The following is a 16,900-nucleotide window of genomic DNA, read 5'->3' as shown; positions in this document are numbered from 1 at the left end:
CGAGGAAGCGCCCGCTCCCCGTCAACGGGGACGGGCGCTTCGCCGTGTGTCCGGGGGAGGGGCGCCCGCCGCTCTTGGCGGACGGGGGTCCGGTGCGTTCAGGCTTGCGAAGGAGACCTGTGCCCGCGCCCGGCGTCTACGCCCGTGACCGATGGGCCACGTACGCCAGCGTCCCCAGCAGGAGCCGGGCCGCCGGTGGCCTGGTCGCCGAGTCGAGGGCCGGCGGGCGCAGCCAGCGCACCGGGCCCAGGCCGCCACGGTCGGAGGGCGGAGCCGTGACATGCGTACCGGGGCCGAGGCCGCGCAGGTCGAGGGCGGACGGGTCGTCCCAGCCCATGCGGTAGAGCAGCCTGGGCAGTTGGGCGGCGGCGCCCGGGGCGACGAAGAAGTGGGCGCGGCCCTGCGGGGTGGCCGCGACCGGGCCGAGCGGGAGGCCCATGCGCTCCAGCCGGGCCAGTGCCCGCAGCCCGGCGGGCTCGGCCACCTCGATCACGTCGAAGGTCCGCCCGACCGGCAGCATCACCGCGGCGCCGGGGAACCGGCCCCAGGCCGCGCTCGCCTCGCCCAGGGTCGCCCCGGCGGGCACCTCGGGCGCGAAGTCCAGCGGATGCGCGCCCGGCGCCGGGCAGTCGGACCGGCCGCACGAGCAGGCCCCCGCGGACGCACGGGCACCCGGCACCACGTCCCAGCCCCACAGGCCGGTGAACTCGGCCACGACGGTGCACTCCGAGGCGCGGCCGCGGCGACGCGCGCCGGAGCGGATCTCGCGGATGCCCCGACTGCCGCCGATGCCGATCGTGAAGCCCATACCCCCTCCAACGGGTCCGGCCCGGCGACGGTTACGCAGCGGACGTGAAACGTGACTCTCTGTTTCCCACTCCCCGGTCCGGCGCGTTTCAGACAGCGTCCGGAAGCACTCCGGGTGGTGCGCCCGGCCATCCACGCCCCGGCGTACACCGTTGCGCCGAGGCCCGGTTGGAGCGTGTCAAGTGAATCGCGTACCGGTCGTCGTCAGTTCATTCGAAGGGGTGGCGAATGGTGGCGATTCTGCAATCGCCATGGCTGGACGAGTGATCGTGGGACTACTTTGTGTGCACGGAGCCGAGGGGCACATGCACTTTCGGGTATGCCGGAGGCAACCCGGTCTCCCGTTCCAAGGGTGGCAACCGCCGGACGGAAGACCGCGATCACCGGCATTCTGGTAGGGCTTGCCGCACTCGGCGACAGGTGGTTTCAGGGATGGGGGCGTTCCAGTGAGCGGCAACGGCGGAAGCGGTACGAGCGCGGGCAGCGCGTCGCCCGCTGACAAGCGCCCCAACGAGCTGCTCACCTCGTGGTTCGCCCGCAGCGGCTGGTCCAAGGGCGAGCTGGCCCGCCAGGTCAACCGCCGGGCACGGCAGTTGGGCGCCAACCACATCTCCACCGACACCTCACGCGTACGCCGCTGGCTCGACGGCGAGAATCCGCGCGAGCCGATTCCGCGGATCCTGTCCGAGCTGTTCTCCGAGCGCTTCGGCGTCGTCGTCTCCGTCGAGGACCTGGGCCTGCGCTCCACCCGCCCGACGCCCTCCGCGACCGGCGTCGACCTGCCCTGGACCGGCCCGCAGACCGTGGCCCTGCTCAGCGAGTTCTCGCGCAGCGACCTGATGCTCGCGCGGCGCGGCTTCCTCGGAAGCTCGCTGGCGCTCTCCGCGGGTCCCTCCCTCATCGAGCCCATGCAGCGCTGGCTCGTCCCCTCGCCCTCGGCCACCCCGTCCGCCGGACGCGAGGCCCCACCCGCCACACGCGCGCGTGGCCGCCTGTCCAGGCCGGAGCTGGAACTGCTCGAGTCCACCGCCGTCATGTTCCGCCGCTGGGACGCCCAGTGCGGCGGCGGTCTGCGCCGCAAGGCGGTGGTCGGCCAGCTGCACGAGGTGACCGACCTGCTCCAGGAACCCCAGACCGATCCCTGCCGCGCCAAGCTGTTCAAGGTCGCCGCCGAACTCGCCGAGCTGGCCGGCTGGATGTCGTACGACGTGGGACTCCAGCCCACCGCGCAGAAGTACTTCGTGCTCGCCCTGCACGCCGCCAAGGAAGCGGGCGACCGGCCGCTCGGCTCGTACGTCCTGTCCAGCATGAGCCGCCAGATGATCCACCTCGGCCGGCCCGACGACGCCCTGGAGCTGATCCACCTCGCGCAGTACGGCAGCCGGGACTGCGCGAGCCCCCGCACCCAGTCGATGCTGTACGCGATGGAGGCCCGCGCCTACGCCAACATGGGGCAGCCCGGCCGCTGCAAGCGTGCGGTGCGCATGGCCGAGGACACCTTCGCCGAGACCGACGAGTGGGACGAGCCGGACCCCGACTGGATCCGCTTCTTCTCCGAGGCCGAGCTGTACGGGGAGAATGCCCACTCCTTCCGCGATCTCGCCTACGTGGCCGGCCGCAGCCCCACCTACGCCTCCCTCGCCGACCCCCTGATGCGCCGCGCCGTGGAACTGTTCACCGACGACGACGAGCACCAGCGCTCCTTTGCGCTGAACCTGATCGGCATGGCCACCGTGCACCTGCTGCGCCGCGAGCCCGAGGAGAGCACGGTGCTGGCCGTCGACGCCATGAAGATCGCCAAGAAGGTTCGCTCCGAACGCGTCAACACCCGCATCCGCAAGACCGTAGACACGGCCGTACGCGATTTCGGCGACCTCGGCCAGGTCGTCGACCTCACGGAACGGCTCGCCGTCGAGTTGCCGGAGACCGCCGAGGCGGTCTGAAACCCCACCAGCCCCGGCCGCGGCCGGCCCTCCCGAACTGCCCGACTCGGCTCCCCCATGCCAGGTCATTCGGAGGCCCGCCGCGGCCGGTTTGTGCTCCCGGCCGGGCCGTCGCACCATGACAACGACCGCCCGGCGCCGCATCCGGCAGTTCATCGACGCGTAACACACGCGGCACCTTCGTCACGGCGGTGAAACAACGAGGGGCGTCCACCGAAACGGCGCTGCGCCAATCTCATGGCGCATAACCGGCCCACCCCTCAGTCCCGCCCAGGCTTCGCCCGCACGGGGCCGTACAACGACGAGGAGACGCCGATGGCTCCAGCCATCACGCTTGCCGCAGAGACGGAGCTCTCTGCCGCCAACACAGGCTTCATGCTCATCTGCTCCGCCCTGGTGATGCTCATGACGCCGGGCCTGGCCTTCTTCTACGGAGGCATGGTCCGCGTCAAAAGCACCCTGAACATGCTGATGATGAGCTTCATCAGCCTCGGCATCGTCACCATCCTGTGGGTGCTGTACGGCTTCTCCCTGGCCTTCGGCACCGACTCCGGAGGTGTCATCGGCTGGACCTCCGACTGGGTCGGGCTCAGCGACATCGGCCTGACCGAGCTGTGGGACGGCACCACGATCCCGATCTTCGTCTTCGCGGTGTTCCAGCTGATGTTCGCGGTGCTCACCCCCGCCCTGATCAGCGGCGCCCTCGCGGACCGGGTGAAGTTCACGGCCTGGGGCCTGTTCATCGCCCTGTGGGTCACGATTGTCTACTTCCCGGTCGCCCACTGGGTCTGGGGCTCCGGCGGCTGGGCCGCCGAACTCGGCGTGATCGACTTCGCCGGCGGTACGGCCGTGCACATCAACGCCGGTGCCGCCGCGCTCGGCGTGATCCTGGTCATCGGCAAGCGCATCGGCTTCAAGAAGGACCCGATGCGCCCGCACAGCCTGCCGCTGGTCATGCTCGGTGCCGCGCTGCTGTGGTTCGGCTGGTTCGGCTTCAACGCCGGCTCCTGGCTCGGCAACGACGACGGCGTCGGCGCGCTGATGTTCGTCAACACGCAGGTCGCCACCGGTGCCGCCGTCCTCGGCTGGCTCGCCTACGAGAAGATCAGGCACGGCGCCTTCACCACGCTGGGCGCGGCCTCCGGTGCCGTCTCCGGCCTGGTCGCCATCACCCCGGCCGGCGGCGCCGTCTCCCCGCTCGGCGCGATCGCCGTCGGTGTCATCGCCGGTGTGCTGTGCGCCATGGCGGTCGGCCTGAAGTACCGGTTCGGCTACGACGACTCCCTCGACGTGGTCGGCGTCCACCTCGTCGGCGGCATCATCGGCTCCCTGCTCATCGGCTTCCTCGCCACCGGCAAGGGCCAGTCCGACGTTGAGGGCCTCTTCTACGGCGGCGGTCTCGACCAGTTCTGGAAGCAGTGCGCCGGTGTCTTCGGGGTCCTCGCCTACTCCCTGGTCGTCTCCGCGGTCCTCGCCTTCCTGCTGGACAAGACGATCGGCATGCGGGTACCGGAGGACGAGGAAGTGGCCGGCATCGACCAGGTCGAGCACGCCGAGACCGCATACGACTTCAGCGGCGCCGGCGGCGGTGCCGCCCGGACGACCGCCACTCCGACCCCTCCGGCCGGCCAGGCCGAGAGTAAGAAGGTGGACGCATGAAGCTCATCACCGCCGTGGTCAAGCCACACCGGCTCGACGAGATCAAGGAGGCCCTCCAGGCCTTCGGAGTCCACGGCCTCACCGTCACCGAAGCCAGCGGCTACGGCCGTCAGCGCGGCCACACCGAGGTCTACCGCGGCGCCGAGTACACCGTCGACCTGGTGCCCAAGATCCGCATCGAGGTCCTGGTCGAGGACGACGAGGCCGATCAGCTGATCGATGTCGTGGTCAAGGCGGCCCGCACCGGCAAGATCGGCGACGGCAAGGTCTGGTCGGTCCCGGTCGACACGGCCGTACGGGTCCGGACCGGCGAGCGCGGTCCCGACGCGCTCTGAGACAAGGCCGAGGCAGAGCCGCCCCGACGCCCACTCGGCGTCGGGGCAGCTTGAAGCCTCCGGAGGCCTTCGGCGCCTCCGAGGCAGAAGAACGGAACGGAGTCGCCGGGTGACGAGTACGGACGTGACGAAAGAAACAGAGGACTCGGGACCCGGCGGCTACGCGGCGGCCCGGCTGCGCCTCCTCACCGAGGGGGTGCGGTCCGGGCCGCCGCGCCGTGCGGCCCTCGCCCGGCTGACGGACGACTGGCTGGCCGGCCTCTTCGATGCGGGCGCCGCAGGGCTGCGAGGCGTGTCGCTCGTCGCGGTCGGCGGCTACGGACGCGGCGAGCTGTCCCCGCGCAGCGACCTGGACCTCCTCCTGCTGCACGACGGCAACGACGACCGGGCCGTCGCCGCCCTCGCCGACCGGATCTGGTACCCCGTCTGGGACCTCGGTCTCGACCTCGACCACTCCGTACGCACACCGGGCCAGGCACGGAAGACCGCGGGCGAGGATCTCAAGGTCCAACTCGGCCTCCTGGACGCCCGCCACCTCGCCGGAGACCTCGGCCTGACCGCCTCACTGCGCACCGCCGTCCTGGCCGACTGGCGCAACCAGGCCCCCAAACGCCTCCCCGAACTGCGTGAACTGTGTGCCGAGCGCGCCGAACGCCAGGGCGAGCTGCAGTTCCTGCTGGAACCCGACCTCAAGGAGGCCCGCGGCGGCCTGCGCGACGCCACCGTCCTGCGCGCCGTCGCCGCCTCCTGGCTGGCCGACGCCCCGCGCGAGGGCCTCGCCGACGCCCGGCGCCGACTGCTCGACGTACGCGACGCGCTCCACCTCGCGACCGGCCGGGCGACCGACCGGCTGGCGTTGCAGGAGCAGGACCAGGTGGCGGCCGAGCTGGGCCTGCTGGACGCCGACACCCTGCTGCGGCAGGTGTACGAGGCGGCCCGCGTCATCTCGTACGCGGGCGACGTCACCTGGCGCGAGGTGGGGCGCGTCCTGCGCTCGCGGTCCGTGCGGCCGAGGCTGCGCGCCATGCTGGGCGGCGGCGCGAAACCGGTCGCCGAGCGCTCGCCGCTGGCCGAGGGCGTCGTCGAGCAGGACGGCGAGGTGGTGCTCGCCCGCGCCGCGCGCCCCGAACGCGACCCCGTGCTCCCCCTGCGTGCCGCGGCCGCCGCCGCACAGGCCGGGCTCCCGCTCTCCCTGTACGCCGTACGGCGCCTGGCGGCCTCCACGGGCCCCCTGACCACACCCTGGCCCGCCGAGGCCCGTGAGCAACTGGTGACGCTGCTGGGCTCGGGCCGGCCCACGGTGCAGGTCTGGGAGGCGCTGGAGGCCGAGGGCCTGGTCACCCGGCTGCTGCCCGACTGGGAGCGGGTGCGCTGCCGCCCGCAGCGCAACGCCGTGCACCTGTGGACCGTCGACCGGCACCTGATCGAGACCGCCGTCCGCGCCTCCGGGTTCACCCGCCGTGTGCACCGCCCCGACCTGCTTCTGGTCGCCGCGCTCCTGCACGACATCGGCAAGGGCTGGCCCGGCGACCACTCCGTGGCCGGTGAGACCATCGCCCGGGACGTGGCCGCCCGGATCGGCTTCGACCGCGCGGACGCGGCCGTCCTCGCCACCCTCGTCCGTCACCATCTGCTGCTCGTCGAGACCGCCACCCGGCGCGACCTCGACGACCCGGCCACCGTGCGCGGGGTCGCCGAGGCGGTCGGCACCGAGCACACCCTGGAGCTGCTGCACGCCCTGACCGAGGCGGACGCGCTGGCCACCGGGCCGGCCGCCTGGTCGTCCTGGCGCGGCTCCCTCGTCGCCGACCTGGTCAAACGGGTCTCGGCGGTGCTGGCGGGGGACGAGCCGGAGGAACCCGAGGCCGCCGTGCCCACCGCCGAGCAGGAGCGGCTCGCCGTCGAGGCCTTCCGCACCGGCGGGCCCGTGCTGGCCCTGCGCGCCCAGACCGAGCCGCCGGCCGAACCGGCGCCGGCCGCCGACGGACCCGAGCCGCTCGGCGTGGAACTGCTGATCGCCGTACCCGACCAGGCGGGCGTGCTCCCGGCGGTCGCCGGGGTCCTGGCCATGCACCGCCTCACCGTGCGCACCGCCGAGCTGCGCTCCCTCCCGCTGCCCGACGGCGTCGAGGGCTCCGTCCTGCTCCTGGACTGGCGGGTCGCCGCCGAGTACGGCTCCCTGCCGCAGGCGGCCCGGCTCCGCGCCGACCTGGTCAGGGCCCTGGACGGCACCCTCGACATCGCCGCCCGGCTCGCGGAGCGGGACGCCGCCCACCCCCGGCGCCGGGGCGTGACCGCACCCCCCGCGCGCGTGACGGTCGCCCCGGCCGCCTCCCGGCTGGCCACGGTGATCGAGGTACGCGCCCAGGACGCGCCGGGCCTGCTGTTCCGGCTCGGGCGGGCACTGGAGGCGGCGGGGGTACGGGTGCGGAGCGCGCACGTGTCGACGCTGGGGTCGAACGCGGTGGACGCCTTCTATGTCACGCGGGGCGAGGGTGCGCCGCTGCCGGGCGACGAGGCGGCGTCCGTGGCCCGGGAGCTGGAGGAGTCGCTGCAGGCGTGACCTCGTGGTCGCCTGGTCCGTTTGCCGGACGCGCTCCCCGTCCGCTCTCTCCGGCGGGCAGGGACGATTTGCTTGCCGGGCCGGATACCCTGGAGGGCGACCCACACCAACGCCGACGCGAGGACCTACGCCGCCGTGTTCGATACTCTCTCCGACCGCCTGTCAGCCACCTTTAAATCCCTCCGGGGCAAAGGGCGGCTGTCCGAGGCGGACATCGACGCCACGGCCCGCGAGATCCGCATCGCGCTGCTCGAGGCCGACGTGGCGCTGCCCGTCGTGCGCGCCTTCATCAAGAAGGTCAAGGAGCGCTCCCTCGGCGCCGAGGTCTCCAAGGCGCTGAATCCCGCCCAGCAGGTCCTCAAGATCGTCAACGAGGAGCTGGTCGGCATCCTCGGCGGCGAGACCCGCCGCCTGCGCTTCGCCAAGCAGCCGCCGACCGTGATCATGCTGGCCGGTCTGCAGGGCGCGGGCAAGACCACCCTCGCGGGCAAGCTGGGCCGCTGGCTCAAGGAGCAGGGCCACTCGCCGCTGCTCGTGGCCTGCGACCTCCAGCGCCCCAACGCCGTCAATCAGCTCAGCGTCGTCGCCGAGCGCGCCGGCGTCGCGGTCTACGCGCCCGAGCCGGGCAACGGCGTGGGCGACCCGGTCAAGGTCGCCAAGGACTCCATCGAGTTCGCCCAGGCCAAGGTCCACGACCTGGTCATCGTCGACACCGCCGGCCGCCTGGGCATCGACCAGGAGCTGATGCGGCAGGCCGCGGACATCAGGGACGCCGTCCACCCGGACGAGATCCTGTTCGTCGTCGACGCGATGATCGGCCAGGACGCCGTCAACACCGCCGAGTCCTTCCGCGACGGCGTCGGCTTCGACGGCGTGGTGCTGTCCAAGCTCGACGGCGACGCCCGCGGCGGTGCGGCCCTGTCGATCGCCTCGGTGACCGGCAAGCCGATCATGTTCGCGTCGAACGGCGAGAAGTTGGAGGACTTCGACGCCTTCCACCCGGACCGGATGGCCTCCCGCATCCTCGACATGGGTGACCTGCTCACCCTGATCGAGCAGGCGGAGAAGACGTTCAGTCAGGAAGAGGCCGAGAAAATGGCCTCCAAGCTGGCGTCCAAGAAGGGCCAGGACTTCACCCTGGACGACTTCCTGGCCCAGATGGAGCAGGTCCGGAAGATGGGCAGCATCAGCAAGCTGCTCGGCATGCTTCCGGGCATGGCCCAGATGAAGGACCAGATCAACAACCTCGACGAGCGCGACGTCGACCGCACGGCCGCCATCATCAAGTCGATGACCCCGGGCGAGCGCCAGGAGCCGACGATCATCAACGGCTCGCGCCGCGCCCGTATCGCCAAGGGCTCCGGCGTCGATGTCAGCGCCGTGAAGAACCTAATCGAGCGGTTCATGGAAGCCCGCAAGATGATGTCCCGCATGGCTCAGGGCGGCGGCATGCCCGGTATGCCGGGTGTCCCGGGCATGGGCGGCGGGCCCGGCCGGCAGAAGAAGCAGCAGAAGAAGGCCAAGGGCAAGCAGCGCTCCGGCAACCCGATGAAGCGCAAGCAGCAGGAGCAGGAGGAGGCCGCCCGGCGTGCCGCCGCCGCGCAGGGCGGGGGTGCCTTCGGGCTGCCGCAGCAGGGCGGCCAGGACTTCGAGCTGCCGGACGAGTTCAAGAAGTTCATGGGCTGACCCGCCGACCCGCCGACCCGGCCTCCGCCTCGGCAACGACATCGGCCTTCCGCCGCCACGTCGTGCCGGCGGAACCGGTCGTCAGGGAATCCGGGCTATCAGATAGCGGAAGACGTTCGGCATCCACACGGTCCCGTCCGGCCGCCGGTACGGATGCAGCGCCTCCGACAGCTCCTTGTCGACCTGCTCCTGGTCGGTCGCGGCGATCGCCGCGTCGAACAGCCCGGTCGACAGCAGACCGCGCACCGCGCTGCCGCCGTCGGCGTACCCGAACGGGCACGCCACCCGCCCCGAGCCGTCCGGCCTGAGCCCGGCCCGCTGGGCGACCTCCTCCAGGTCGTCCCGGAGGGCGGGGCGCCAGCCGCCCGTGCCGCGCAGCGGATCCGCGAGCCGTGCGGCGACCCGCAGTACCGATGTCGTGGCGCACCGCTCCGGCGGGCCCCACCCGGCCAGCACCACGGCCGCGCCGTGCCCGGCGAGCGGCGTCGCCCGGCCGAGCAGCTCGCCCAGCCCTTCCGCGTCGCCCGCGAGGCACCCCACGGGCTCGAAGGCGGTCACCAGGGTGAACGCCGGCCGCGACGGGTCCCGGACCTGCTCGGGAGTGCCCTCGACGATCCGGGCGCCCGCACGCGCGCGTGGGCCCCACGTCCCGTGTGCGTCGAGGGGGCCGGGTGCTTCGGGTGTCTCCGGAAGCAGGCGCCGGCGCGCCTGGGCCAGGAGTTCCGGCGACCGGGAGTCGACACCGGTCACCGCGGCGCCGCGCGAGGCCGCCATCAGCAGGGCCAGCCCGGAACCGCAGCCCAGCCCCAGCACACGGGTTCCGTCGCCCACGTCCAGTCGCTCGTAGACGGCCTCGTAGAGCGGTACGAGCATCCGCTCCTGAATCTCGGACCAGTCACGCGCGCGTGCCCGCAGGTCCACCCGGGGCTTCGCCCCAGCGTGGGACGGGTGTCGCCGCACGAGCGTAGGTGTCATAGGAAAGCGCCCCAATCGCCGAGTGTTGCCGCTGTGCCCGATTCCATGGCCCCCGTGCAGTGCGCTCGCACTCCCCCCGTATGCCAGGTAACTCCGGGCTTGCCGTGGCGTCCAGTGGTAGCGGCGGGCGGTTTGCCCGATCCGCGCCTTCGTGGCGAGATTTCACTTCCCGGCAACGTGGGCCTGACCGCGCGGTACCCCGGGCGGCTCCCCTTCGGGTGGTTGGCCTGATCGCGCCGCTGGGCGATGACAGCGGGTGGCCGCGGCGCGGGCGAGGCCGTTTCGGCCAAGGTCGGCGGGCCCGCCGACCGCCCCGCGGCGCCGGAAACCGGCGGAGGGCGGGGTGGTGCCGTACATCCGAGGCGCACCCGGTAACGTCACGTCCGTCGACGCGCCCCTCGGAGGGTGCCTCCCCCGGCGCGACAGCGACCGAAACGCCTCTTGCGCGCCCGCGAGTCCCACCACCCCGGCGCACGGACGGCGGTTGCGCGCCGGCGCGTACGTCGGACTACGCACCAGCTTGGTACGAGCTGTGAGGCTTCTCCGCAGATCAGCGCACCCGCCCTCGTCATGACGCATCAGCGGAAACTGACTGGTACGTGCAAATTATTTGGGATGCCCCGGAATAGGAACACAGCGGCACTCCGGCTCGTTCTCATTACGTGAGCACGACACCACCTGTTCTCGCCGCAGAGCTGGCGCAGGCGTGGGCCGACATTCAGCGGTACCACCCCGAGCTGCCGGATCTTGCCGCGCCCGAATCCCTGATCGGAGAGTCGTCGTCCGCCTGCGGACACGAACTCTCCTTCGAGCGACTGCTCCATGAGGCAGTCCACGGCATCGCCGCCGCGCGCGGAGTACGCGACACCTCCCGCGCGGGGCGCTACCACAACCGTCGATTCCTCGCGATCGCCGAGGAACTGGGTCTCGACCACCCCGACGAGCCGCATCCCAGCAGCGGCTTCTCGCTGGTCACGCTCAGCCCCGAGGCCAAGCGCCGCTACCGCCCGACGACCGAACGCCTCCAGCGCGCGCTGAAGGCCCACACCGCGGCCACCGCGACCGACTCGGCCCGCAGCTTCCGCGGCCCGGCCGCCCGCCACGGCTCCTCCGGGGGAGGGGTGCGCGTCAAAGCGGTCTGCGACTGCGGGCGCAATGTGCGGGTCGTCCCGTCCGTGCTGGCCCAGGCCCCGATCATGTGCGGCGGCTGCGGGAAGCCGTTCCGCATCCCGGAGGTGGTCGGCGCGGCGGCGGGCTGAGGATCCGGCTGCTCGTGGCAGCCGGATCCGGCGCAGTGCCCTCGGTCCGGAGGGCCTGCCCGCGTGTGGCACAATGGCTAGCTGTACTCGACAGTCGCACAGGACCCCTCTCTCCTCCGGCTGACGCGTCCATCGGGCACTCGGGTACCGCAACCCCACGCGGCTCTCTCGCCGTGCCCAATCACGTCAAAACCAGGAGAACCCACTCCCGTGGCAGTCAAGATCAAGCTGAAGCGTCTGGGCAAGATCCGTTCGCCTCACTACCGCATCGTCGTCGCCGACTCCCGTACCCGCCGTGACGGCCGGGCCATCGAGGAGATCGGCAAGTACCACCCGACGTACAACCCGTCGGTGATGGAGGTCGACGCCGAGCGTGTCGCGTACTGGCTCCGGGTCGGCGCCCAGCCGACCGAGCCCGTGCTCGCCATCCTGAAGAAGACCGGCGACTGGCAGAAGTTCAAGGGCGAGCCCGCCCCGGCGCCGCTGCTCCAGCCGGCCGAGAAGTCGGCCCGTCCGTCCTTCGAGGCGCTCGGCGGCGACGACGAGGGCAAGGGTGAGGCGATCACCCAGAAGAAGAAGGCCGACAAGAAGGACGAGGCTGCCGCTGCGTCCGAGTCGACCGAGGCCTGAGCATGCTCGAGGAGGCTCTCGAGCACCTCGTGAAGGGCATCGTCGACAATCCCGACGATGTGCAGGTCGCCTCGCGCAACCTGCGTCGCGGGCGGGTACTCGAGGTCCGGGTGCACCCCGACGACCTCGGCAAGGTGATCGGTCGCAACGGCCGCACCGCACGCGCTCTGCGCACCGTCGTGGGCGCCATCGGCGGCCGCGGTGTCCGCGTCGACCTCGTCGACGTGGACCACGTCCGCTGACGCCAGAAGAAGTACCGGCTCGGGCCGGGGAGGGCCACTGGGCCGTCCCCGGCCCGCAGTCGTATGGGCCGTGACCGGCGTCGTATGGGCCGTGAGCGGCTCGTCGCAGTTTCGACAGGAGATCAAGCACAGTGCAGCTGGTAGTCGCACGCATCGGCCGCGCCCACGGGATCAAGGGCGAGGTGACCGTCGAGGTCCGCACGGACGAGCCGGAGCTGAGGCTCGGGCCCGGTGCCGTACTGGCCACCGACCCCGCCTCCGCCGGGCCGCTCACCGTCGAGACCGGCCGGGTGCACAGCGGCCGCCTCCTGCTGCGCTTCGCCGGCGTCCACGACCGCACCGGCGCCGAGGCGCTGCGCAACACCCTCCTGATCGCCGACGTCGATCCGGGCGAACGGCCCGAGGACGAGGACGAGTACTACGACCACCAGCTGATCGACCTCGACGTGGTGACCGGGGACGGGGTCGAGGTCGGCCGGATCACGGAGATCTCCCACCTGCCCACGCAGGACCTGTTCGTGGTGGAGCGCCCCGACGGCAGCGAGGTCTACGTGCCGTTCGTCTCCGAGATCGTCACCGAGATCGACCTCGACGAGCAGCGCGCGGTCATCGAACCGCCGCCGGGCCTGATCGACGACCGGGCGGAGATCGCCTCGGCACGGGACGCGGCCGGGGAAGACGCCTGATGCGGCTCGACGTCGTCACGATCTTCCCCGAGTACCTGGAACCGCTGAACGTCTCCCTCGTCGGCAAGGCACGCGCGCGCGGACAACTGGACGTCCACGTGCACGACCTGCGGGACTGGACCTACGACCGGCACAACACGGTCGACGACACCCCCTACGGCGGCGGCCCCGGCATGGTCATGAAGACCGGGCCGTGGGGCGACGCGCTGGACTCCGTCCTGGCCGACGGCTATGAGACGGGCTCCGGTGGGCCCGCCCTCGTCGTGCCCACGCCCAGCGGCCGGCCCTTCACCCAGGAACTCGCCGTCCATCTCTCCGAGCGGCCCTGGCTGATCTTCACACCGGCCCGCTACGAGGGCATCGACCGCCGGGTCGTCGACGAGTACGCCACCCGGATGCCCGTGTACGAGGTGTCCATCGGCGACTACGTCCTGGCCGGCGGCGAGGCGGCCGTACTCGTCGTCACCGAGGCCGTGGCGCGGCTGCTGCCCGGCGTGCTGGGCAACGCCGAGTCCCACCGGGACGACTCCTTCGCCCCCGGTGCCATGGCCAACCTCCTGGAGGGCCCCGTGCACACCAAGCCGCCGCGGTGGCGCGGACGCGGCATCCCGGACGTGCTGCTCAGCGGCCATCACGGCAGGATCGCCCGCTGGCGCCGCGACGAGTCCCTGCGGCGCACCACGGCCAACCGGCCCGACCTGATCGAGCGGTGCGACCCCGAGGCCTTCGGCAAGAAGGACCGCGAGATGCTCTCCATCCTGGGCTGGGAACCCGACCCGGACGGGGAGCCGTACGGCCGATTTTGGCGCAGGACGCCGGGCATGGAACAATAGGCCGCTGTTGTGCGTCCGTCCGGAGCGCGCCCCTGCCACAGGGGGACACGACGCCCGTCCCGACCCGCACGGCCCTGATTCCGAAACACCTAGTTTCCGTTGATGACCTGTGGCATCAGCGAGGAAAGCAGACGAAATGTCTCACCTGCTCGACTCCGTCGACGCCGCGTCGCTGCGCAGCGACGTCCCGGCCTTCCGCCCCGGCGACACCGTCAACGTCCACGTGCGCGTCATCGAGGGCAACCGCTCCCGTGTGCAGCAGTTCAAGGGCGTGGTCATCCGCCGCCAGGGTGCCGGCGTGCGCGAGACCTTCACGGTCCGCAAGGTCTCCTTCTCCGTCGGCGTCGAGCGCACCTTCCCGGTGCACACCCCGATCGTGGAGAAGATCGAACTCGTCACCCGCGGCGATGTCCGCCGCGCGAAGCTGTACTACCTGCGCGAGCTGCGCGGCAAGGCCGCGAAGATCAAGGAGAAGCGCGAGAGCTGAGCGCTCTCCGGGGTCCGCGCCGGGGCCGGATAGCATCTGGCCTCGATGGACACCGAAGCACAGCCCACGGAGCGCGACCGCTCCTCCCGCCCTTCCGACTCCGAGCAGCGCTCGGCTCCGAAGGGCCCGGGGGGACGGTCGCGTTCTGCGTTCGCCGGGCGGATCAGGGACTCGGTGCCGGGCGGCCGGATCACCGTGACCCTCCTGACCCTGCTGCTGTTCCTGCTGCTGGTCAGCACCTTCGTGCTGCGCCCGTTCCAGATCCCCAGCGGATCGATGGAGAGCGGATTGAGGATCGGTGACCGGGTTCTCGTAAATAAGTTGGCGTACCGTTTCCATGGCCGGCCGCAGCGGGGCGACATCGTCGTCTTCGACGGCACCGGGCTCTTCGGGCACGGCGACTACATCAAACGCGTTGTAGGTGTGGGCGGGGACCACGTGGTGTGCTGCGACAGCGAGGGGAGGATCCGGGTGAACGGCCAGTGGGTCGACGAGTCGGCGTTCCTGTACCCCGGCGACAGTCCCTCCACGGTGCGCTTCGACGTCGTCGTCCCCGACGGCACCCTCTTCGTCCTCGGCGACCACCGCGCCGACTCCAGCGACTCCCGCGACCACCTGGGCTCGCCGGGCGGCGGCATGATCCCGGTGGACCGGGTGATCGGCCGCGCCGACTGGATCGTCTGGCCCGTCGGCCACGCCACCCACCTCGAACGTCCCGACGCCTACACGCGCGTGCCGCGGGCACGGACGTTCCGGGGCGGAGCACGACGAGGACACCGATGGGTAGCCGCGGCAAGCCGCGCGGGACGCCCAGCAGCCCCGCGGAGAACCTGCTGCCCACCGGCTCCCGGCGCACCGCCGGAACCTCCGGTGGGCGCTCCCGTGCCGAGCGGCGCAAGCTCCAGCGGAAGGTCAAGCGGCGTCGCAGGCGCGGCGCGGTCAAGGAGATCCCCCTCCTCGTCGGTGTCGCCGTCCTCATAGCGCTGGTGCTGAAGACCTTCCTCGTCCAGGCCTTCGTGATCCCGTCCGGCTCCATGGAGCAGACGATCCAGATCGGCGACCGCGTCCTGGTGGACAAGCTCACCCCGTGGTTCGGCTCCGAGCCCAAGCGCGGGGATGTCGTGGTCTTCCGGGACCCCGGCGGCTGGCTCCAGGGGGAGCAGACCACCAAGAAGGACGACCCCGTCGTCATCAAGCAGGTCAAGCAGGGCCTCGCCGCCATCGGCCTGCTGCCGTCCGACGACGAGAAGGACCTCATCAAACGGGTCGTCGGCGTGGGCGGGGACAAGGTCGAGTGCTGCGACACCCAGGGCCGCATCACCGTCAACGGAGTCCCCCTGAAGGAGGACTACCTGTACCCCGGGGACACCCCGTCCAGGACGCCGTTCGAGGTCACGGTCCCCGACGGGCGGCTGTGGGTGATGGGCGACCACCGCTCCAACTCCGCCGACTCCCGCGCCCACCAGGAGACCGACTTCGGCACGGTCTCCAAGGACGGGGTGGTGGGGCGTGCCATGGTGATCGCATGGCCGTTCGGCCACTGGACCTCCCTGGACGAACCGAAAACGTACGCGTCCGTGTCCGATTCGGCCTCCGGTTCGACCGCCGCTTCCCGGCTGTCGCATAGGGTTGCCCCCGACGATCCGAACACATTGGTTCAACTCCCGACCCCTGCGGAACTCCCGCTCGTTATGGGAGTGGTGGGTCTGCGCCGTATACGGGGCAGGCGGCGGCAGAGAGTAAGGAGTTGGCGTGGGGGATGTGGCGGTTGGCGCACGGTCCGGACACGACGGCGAGGAGAACCGCGGACGCCCCGGGGAAGCGGCCGGCCCGGCCGTGACCGGCGTCCCGGGCTCCGGGTACGGCTCCGGAACCGAGGACGGCAGGGTGACGAACGAACAGAGCGGGACCGAGGACGAGGGAGTGGGCGGGACGCCGCAGGGGGCGCCCCCCGAGACCAAGAAGCCGCGCTCCTTCTGGAAGGAACTGCCGATCCTCATCGGCATCGCGCTGGTGCTCGCGCTGCTGATCAAGACGTTCCTGGTGCAGGCGTTCTCGATCCCGTCGTCCTCGATGGAGAACACGCTCAGGATCGGTGACCGGGTCCTGGTCGACAAGCTCACCCCCTGGTTCGGCTCGAAGCCCGAGCGCGGCGAGGTCGTCGTCTTCCACGACCCGGACAAGTGGCTGGCGGGCGAGCCGACGCCCGACCCGAACGCCTTGCAGACGGTCCTCAGCTGGATCGGCCTGATGCCGTCCGCGGACGAGAAGGACCTGATCAAGCGGGTCATCGGCGTCGGCGGCGACACCGTCGAGTGCAACAAGACCGGCCCGCTCAAGGTCAACGGCAAGGCGCTGGACGAGCCCTACGTCTACCCGGGCAACACGCCGTGCAGCGACGACGACCAGGGCGGCCGGTTCAAGGTCAAGGTGCCCCAGGGCTCCATCTGGGTGATGGGCGACCACCGGCAGAACTCCCGGGACTCGCGCTACAACCAGTCCGACAAGAACAACGGCATGGTCCCGGTGGACGAGGTCGTCGGCCGCGCCGTCGTGGTCGCCTGGCCGATGAACCGCTGGGGCACCCTGCCGGTCCCCGACACCTTCGACCAGGACGGTCTGCAGGCCCGGTCGGCGGCCGCCGCGCTGTCGGTGGCGCCGCAGGGCCTGGCCCTCGCCGGTGTCGTCCCGGTCGTCTGGTGGCGCCGCCGGCGCATCGCCCCCGCCGAAACCCGCTGACGTCCGGTTCGCACGACCGTTCACGGGGCAGTCCCTTCCGGCCGCCGGGAGGGGCT

General features: G+C 71.6%; 14 protein-coding genes and 2 pseudogenes. 14 read left to right on the top strand and 2 right to left on the bottom strand.

The features are described 5' to 3' along the window. Positions 1-136 precede the first annotated feature (136 nt). A complete protein-coding gene (locus AC4IHM_RS08780; RefSeq protein WP_490866513.1) occupies positions 137-808 on the bottom strand; it encodes a bifunctional DNA primase/polymerase in 672 nt (223 codons plus the stop codon). A 445-nt stretch (positions 809-1,253) separates the two neighbouring features. Here AC4IHM_RS08780 and nsdA point away from each other — a divergent pair, with 445 nt between their 5' ends. The 5 genes from nsdA (at position 1,254) to ffh (ending at position 8,993) form a co-directional block, all read left to right on the top strand. After that, positions 1,254-2,750 (top strand): transcriptional repressor NsdA, encoded by a 1,497-nt coding sequence (gene nsdA, locus AC4IHM_RS08775; protein ID WP_490866512.1) that lies wholly within the window; start codon positions 1,254-1,256, stop codon positions 2,748-2,750. Positions 2,751-3,065: 315 nt separating this feature from the next. After that, positions 3,066-4,409, top strand: coding sequence for an ammonium transporter (locus AC4IHM_RS08770; RefSeq protein WP_490866511.1), 1,344 nt, complete (start codon positions 3,066-3,068; stop codon positions 4,407-4,409). Next, on the top strand, positions 4,406-4,744 hold the full coding sequence (locus AC4IHM_RS08765; RefSeq protein WP_490866510.1) for a P-II family nitrogen regulator: 339 nt from the start codon (positions 4,406-4,408) through the stop codon (positions 4,742-4,744). Before AC4IHM_RS08770 ends, AC4IHM_RS08765 begins: the two co-directional genes overlap by 4 nt. A gap of 109 nt (positions 4,745-4,853) precedes the next feature. Beyond that, positions 4,854-7,307, top strand: a complete 2,454-nt coding sequence (locus AC4IHM_RS08760) for a [protein-PII] uridylyltransferase (RefSeq protein ID WP_490866509.1) — start codon at positions 4,854-4,856, stop codon at positions 7,305-7,307. A 135-nt stretch (positions 7,308-7,442) separates the two neighbouring features. After that, entirely contained in the window at positions 7,443-8,993 is a 1,551-nt protein-coding gene (gene ffh / locus AC4IHM_RS08755; RefSeq protein WP_490866508.1) for a signal recognition particle protein, read from the top strand. An 81-nt stretch (positions 8,994-9,074) separates the two neighbouring features. Here the strand turns inward: ffh and AC4IHM_RS08750 are convergent, their stop codons facing one another. Then, positions 9,075-9,968, bottom strand: a complete 894-nt coding sequence (locus AC4IHM_RS08750; RefSeq protein ID WP_490866507.1) for a class I SAM-dependent methyltransferase — start codon at positions 9,966-9,968, stop codon at positions 9,075-9,077. A gap of 662 nt (positions 9,969-10,630) precedes the next feature. On the opposite strand from AC4IHM_RS08750, the gene AC4IHM_RS08745 reads away from it, so the two are divergent. From AC4IHM_RS08745 to lepB (AC4IHM_RS08705), 9 genes and pseudogenes are all read left to right on the top strand, one after another. Continuing rightward, positions 10,631-11,227 carry a hypothetical protein gene (locus AC4IHM_RS08745; protein ID WP_490866506.1) on the top strand — a complete coding sequence of 199 codons (597 nt, stop codon included), beginning with the start codon at positions 10,631-10,633 and terminating at the stop codon, positions 11,225-11,227. A 210-nt stretch (positions 11,228-11,437) separates the two neighbouring features. Next, positions 11,438-11,857 carry a 30S ribosomal protein S16 gene (gene rpsP, locus AC4IHM_RS08740; protein ID WP_490866505.1) on the top strand — a complete coding sequence of 140 codons (420 nt, stop codon included), beginning with the start codon at positions 11,438-11,440 and terminating at the stop codon, positions 11,855-11,857. A gap of 2 nt (positions 11,858-11,859) precedes the next feature. Beyond that, complete coding sequence (locus AC4IHM_RS08735) at positions 11,860-12,099, top strand: RNA-binding protein (RefSeq protein WP_003973401.1); 240 nt, start codon at positions 11,860-11,862, stop codon at positions 12,097-12,099. Between the two features lie 131 nt (positions 12,100-12,230). Beyond that, a complete protein-coding gene (rimM, locus tag AC4IHM_RS08730; protein ID WP_490866504.1) occupies positions 12,231-12,785 on the top strand; it encodes a ribosome maturation factor RimM in 555 nt (184 codons plus the stop codon). After that, positions 12,785-13,618, top strand: a complete 834-nt coding sequence (gene trmD, locus AC4IHM_RS08725) for a tRNA (guanosine(37)-N1)-methyltransferase TrmD (RefSeq protein WP_490866503.1) — start codon at positions 12,785-12,787, stop codon at positions 13,616-13,618. The genes rimM and trmD overlap by 1 nt, the downstream gene beginning before the upstream one ends. 136 nt (positions 13,619-13,754) lie before the next feature. Next, positions 13,755-14,105: a 50S ribosomal protein L19 gene (gene rplS, locus AC4IHM_RS08720; protein ID WP_016432403.1), complete on the top strand. Its 351-nt coding sequence runs from the start codon at positions 13,755-13,757 to the stop codon at positions 14,103-14,105. A gap of 45 nt (positions 14,106-14,150) precedes the next feature. After that, positions 14,151-14,849: pseudogene (lepB, locus tag AC4IHM_RS08715) on the top strand (signal peptidase I); the annotation flags it as partial. 35 nt (positions 14,850-14,884) lie between these two features. Continuing rightward, positions 14,885-15,967, top strand: a pseudogene (gene lepB / locus AC4IHM_RS08710) (signal peptidase I); the annotation flags it as partial. Next, a complete protein-coding gene (gene lepB, locus AC4IHM_RS08705) occupies positions 15,858-16,844 on the top strand; it encodes a signal peptidase I (RefSeq protein ID WP_490866502.1) in 987 nt (328 codons plus the stop codon). The pseudogene lepB (AC4IHM_RS08710) and the gene lepB (AC4IHM_RS08705), both read left to right, overlap by 110 nt. Positions 16,845-16,900: the final 56 nt, after the last annotated feature.

It is taken from the genome of Streptomyces sp. SL06 (assembly GCF_058244745.1).
Note: the sequence above shows the minus strand (reverse complement) of the source record. Positions and strands in the feature narration are given on the sequence as shown.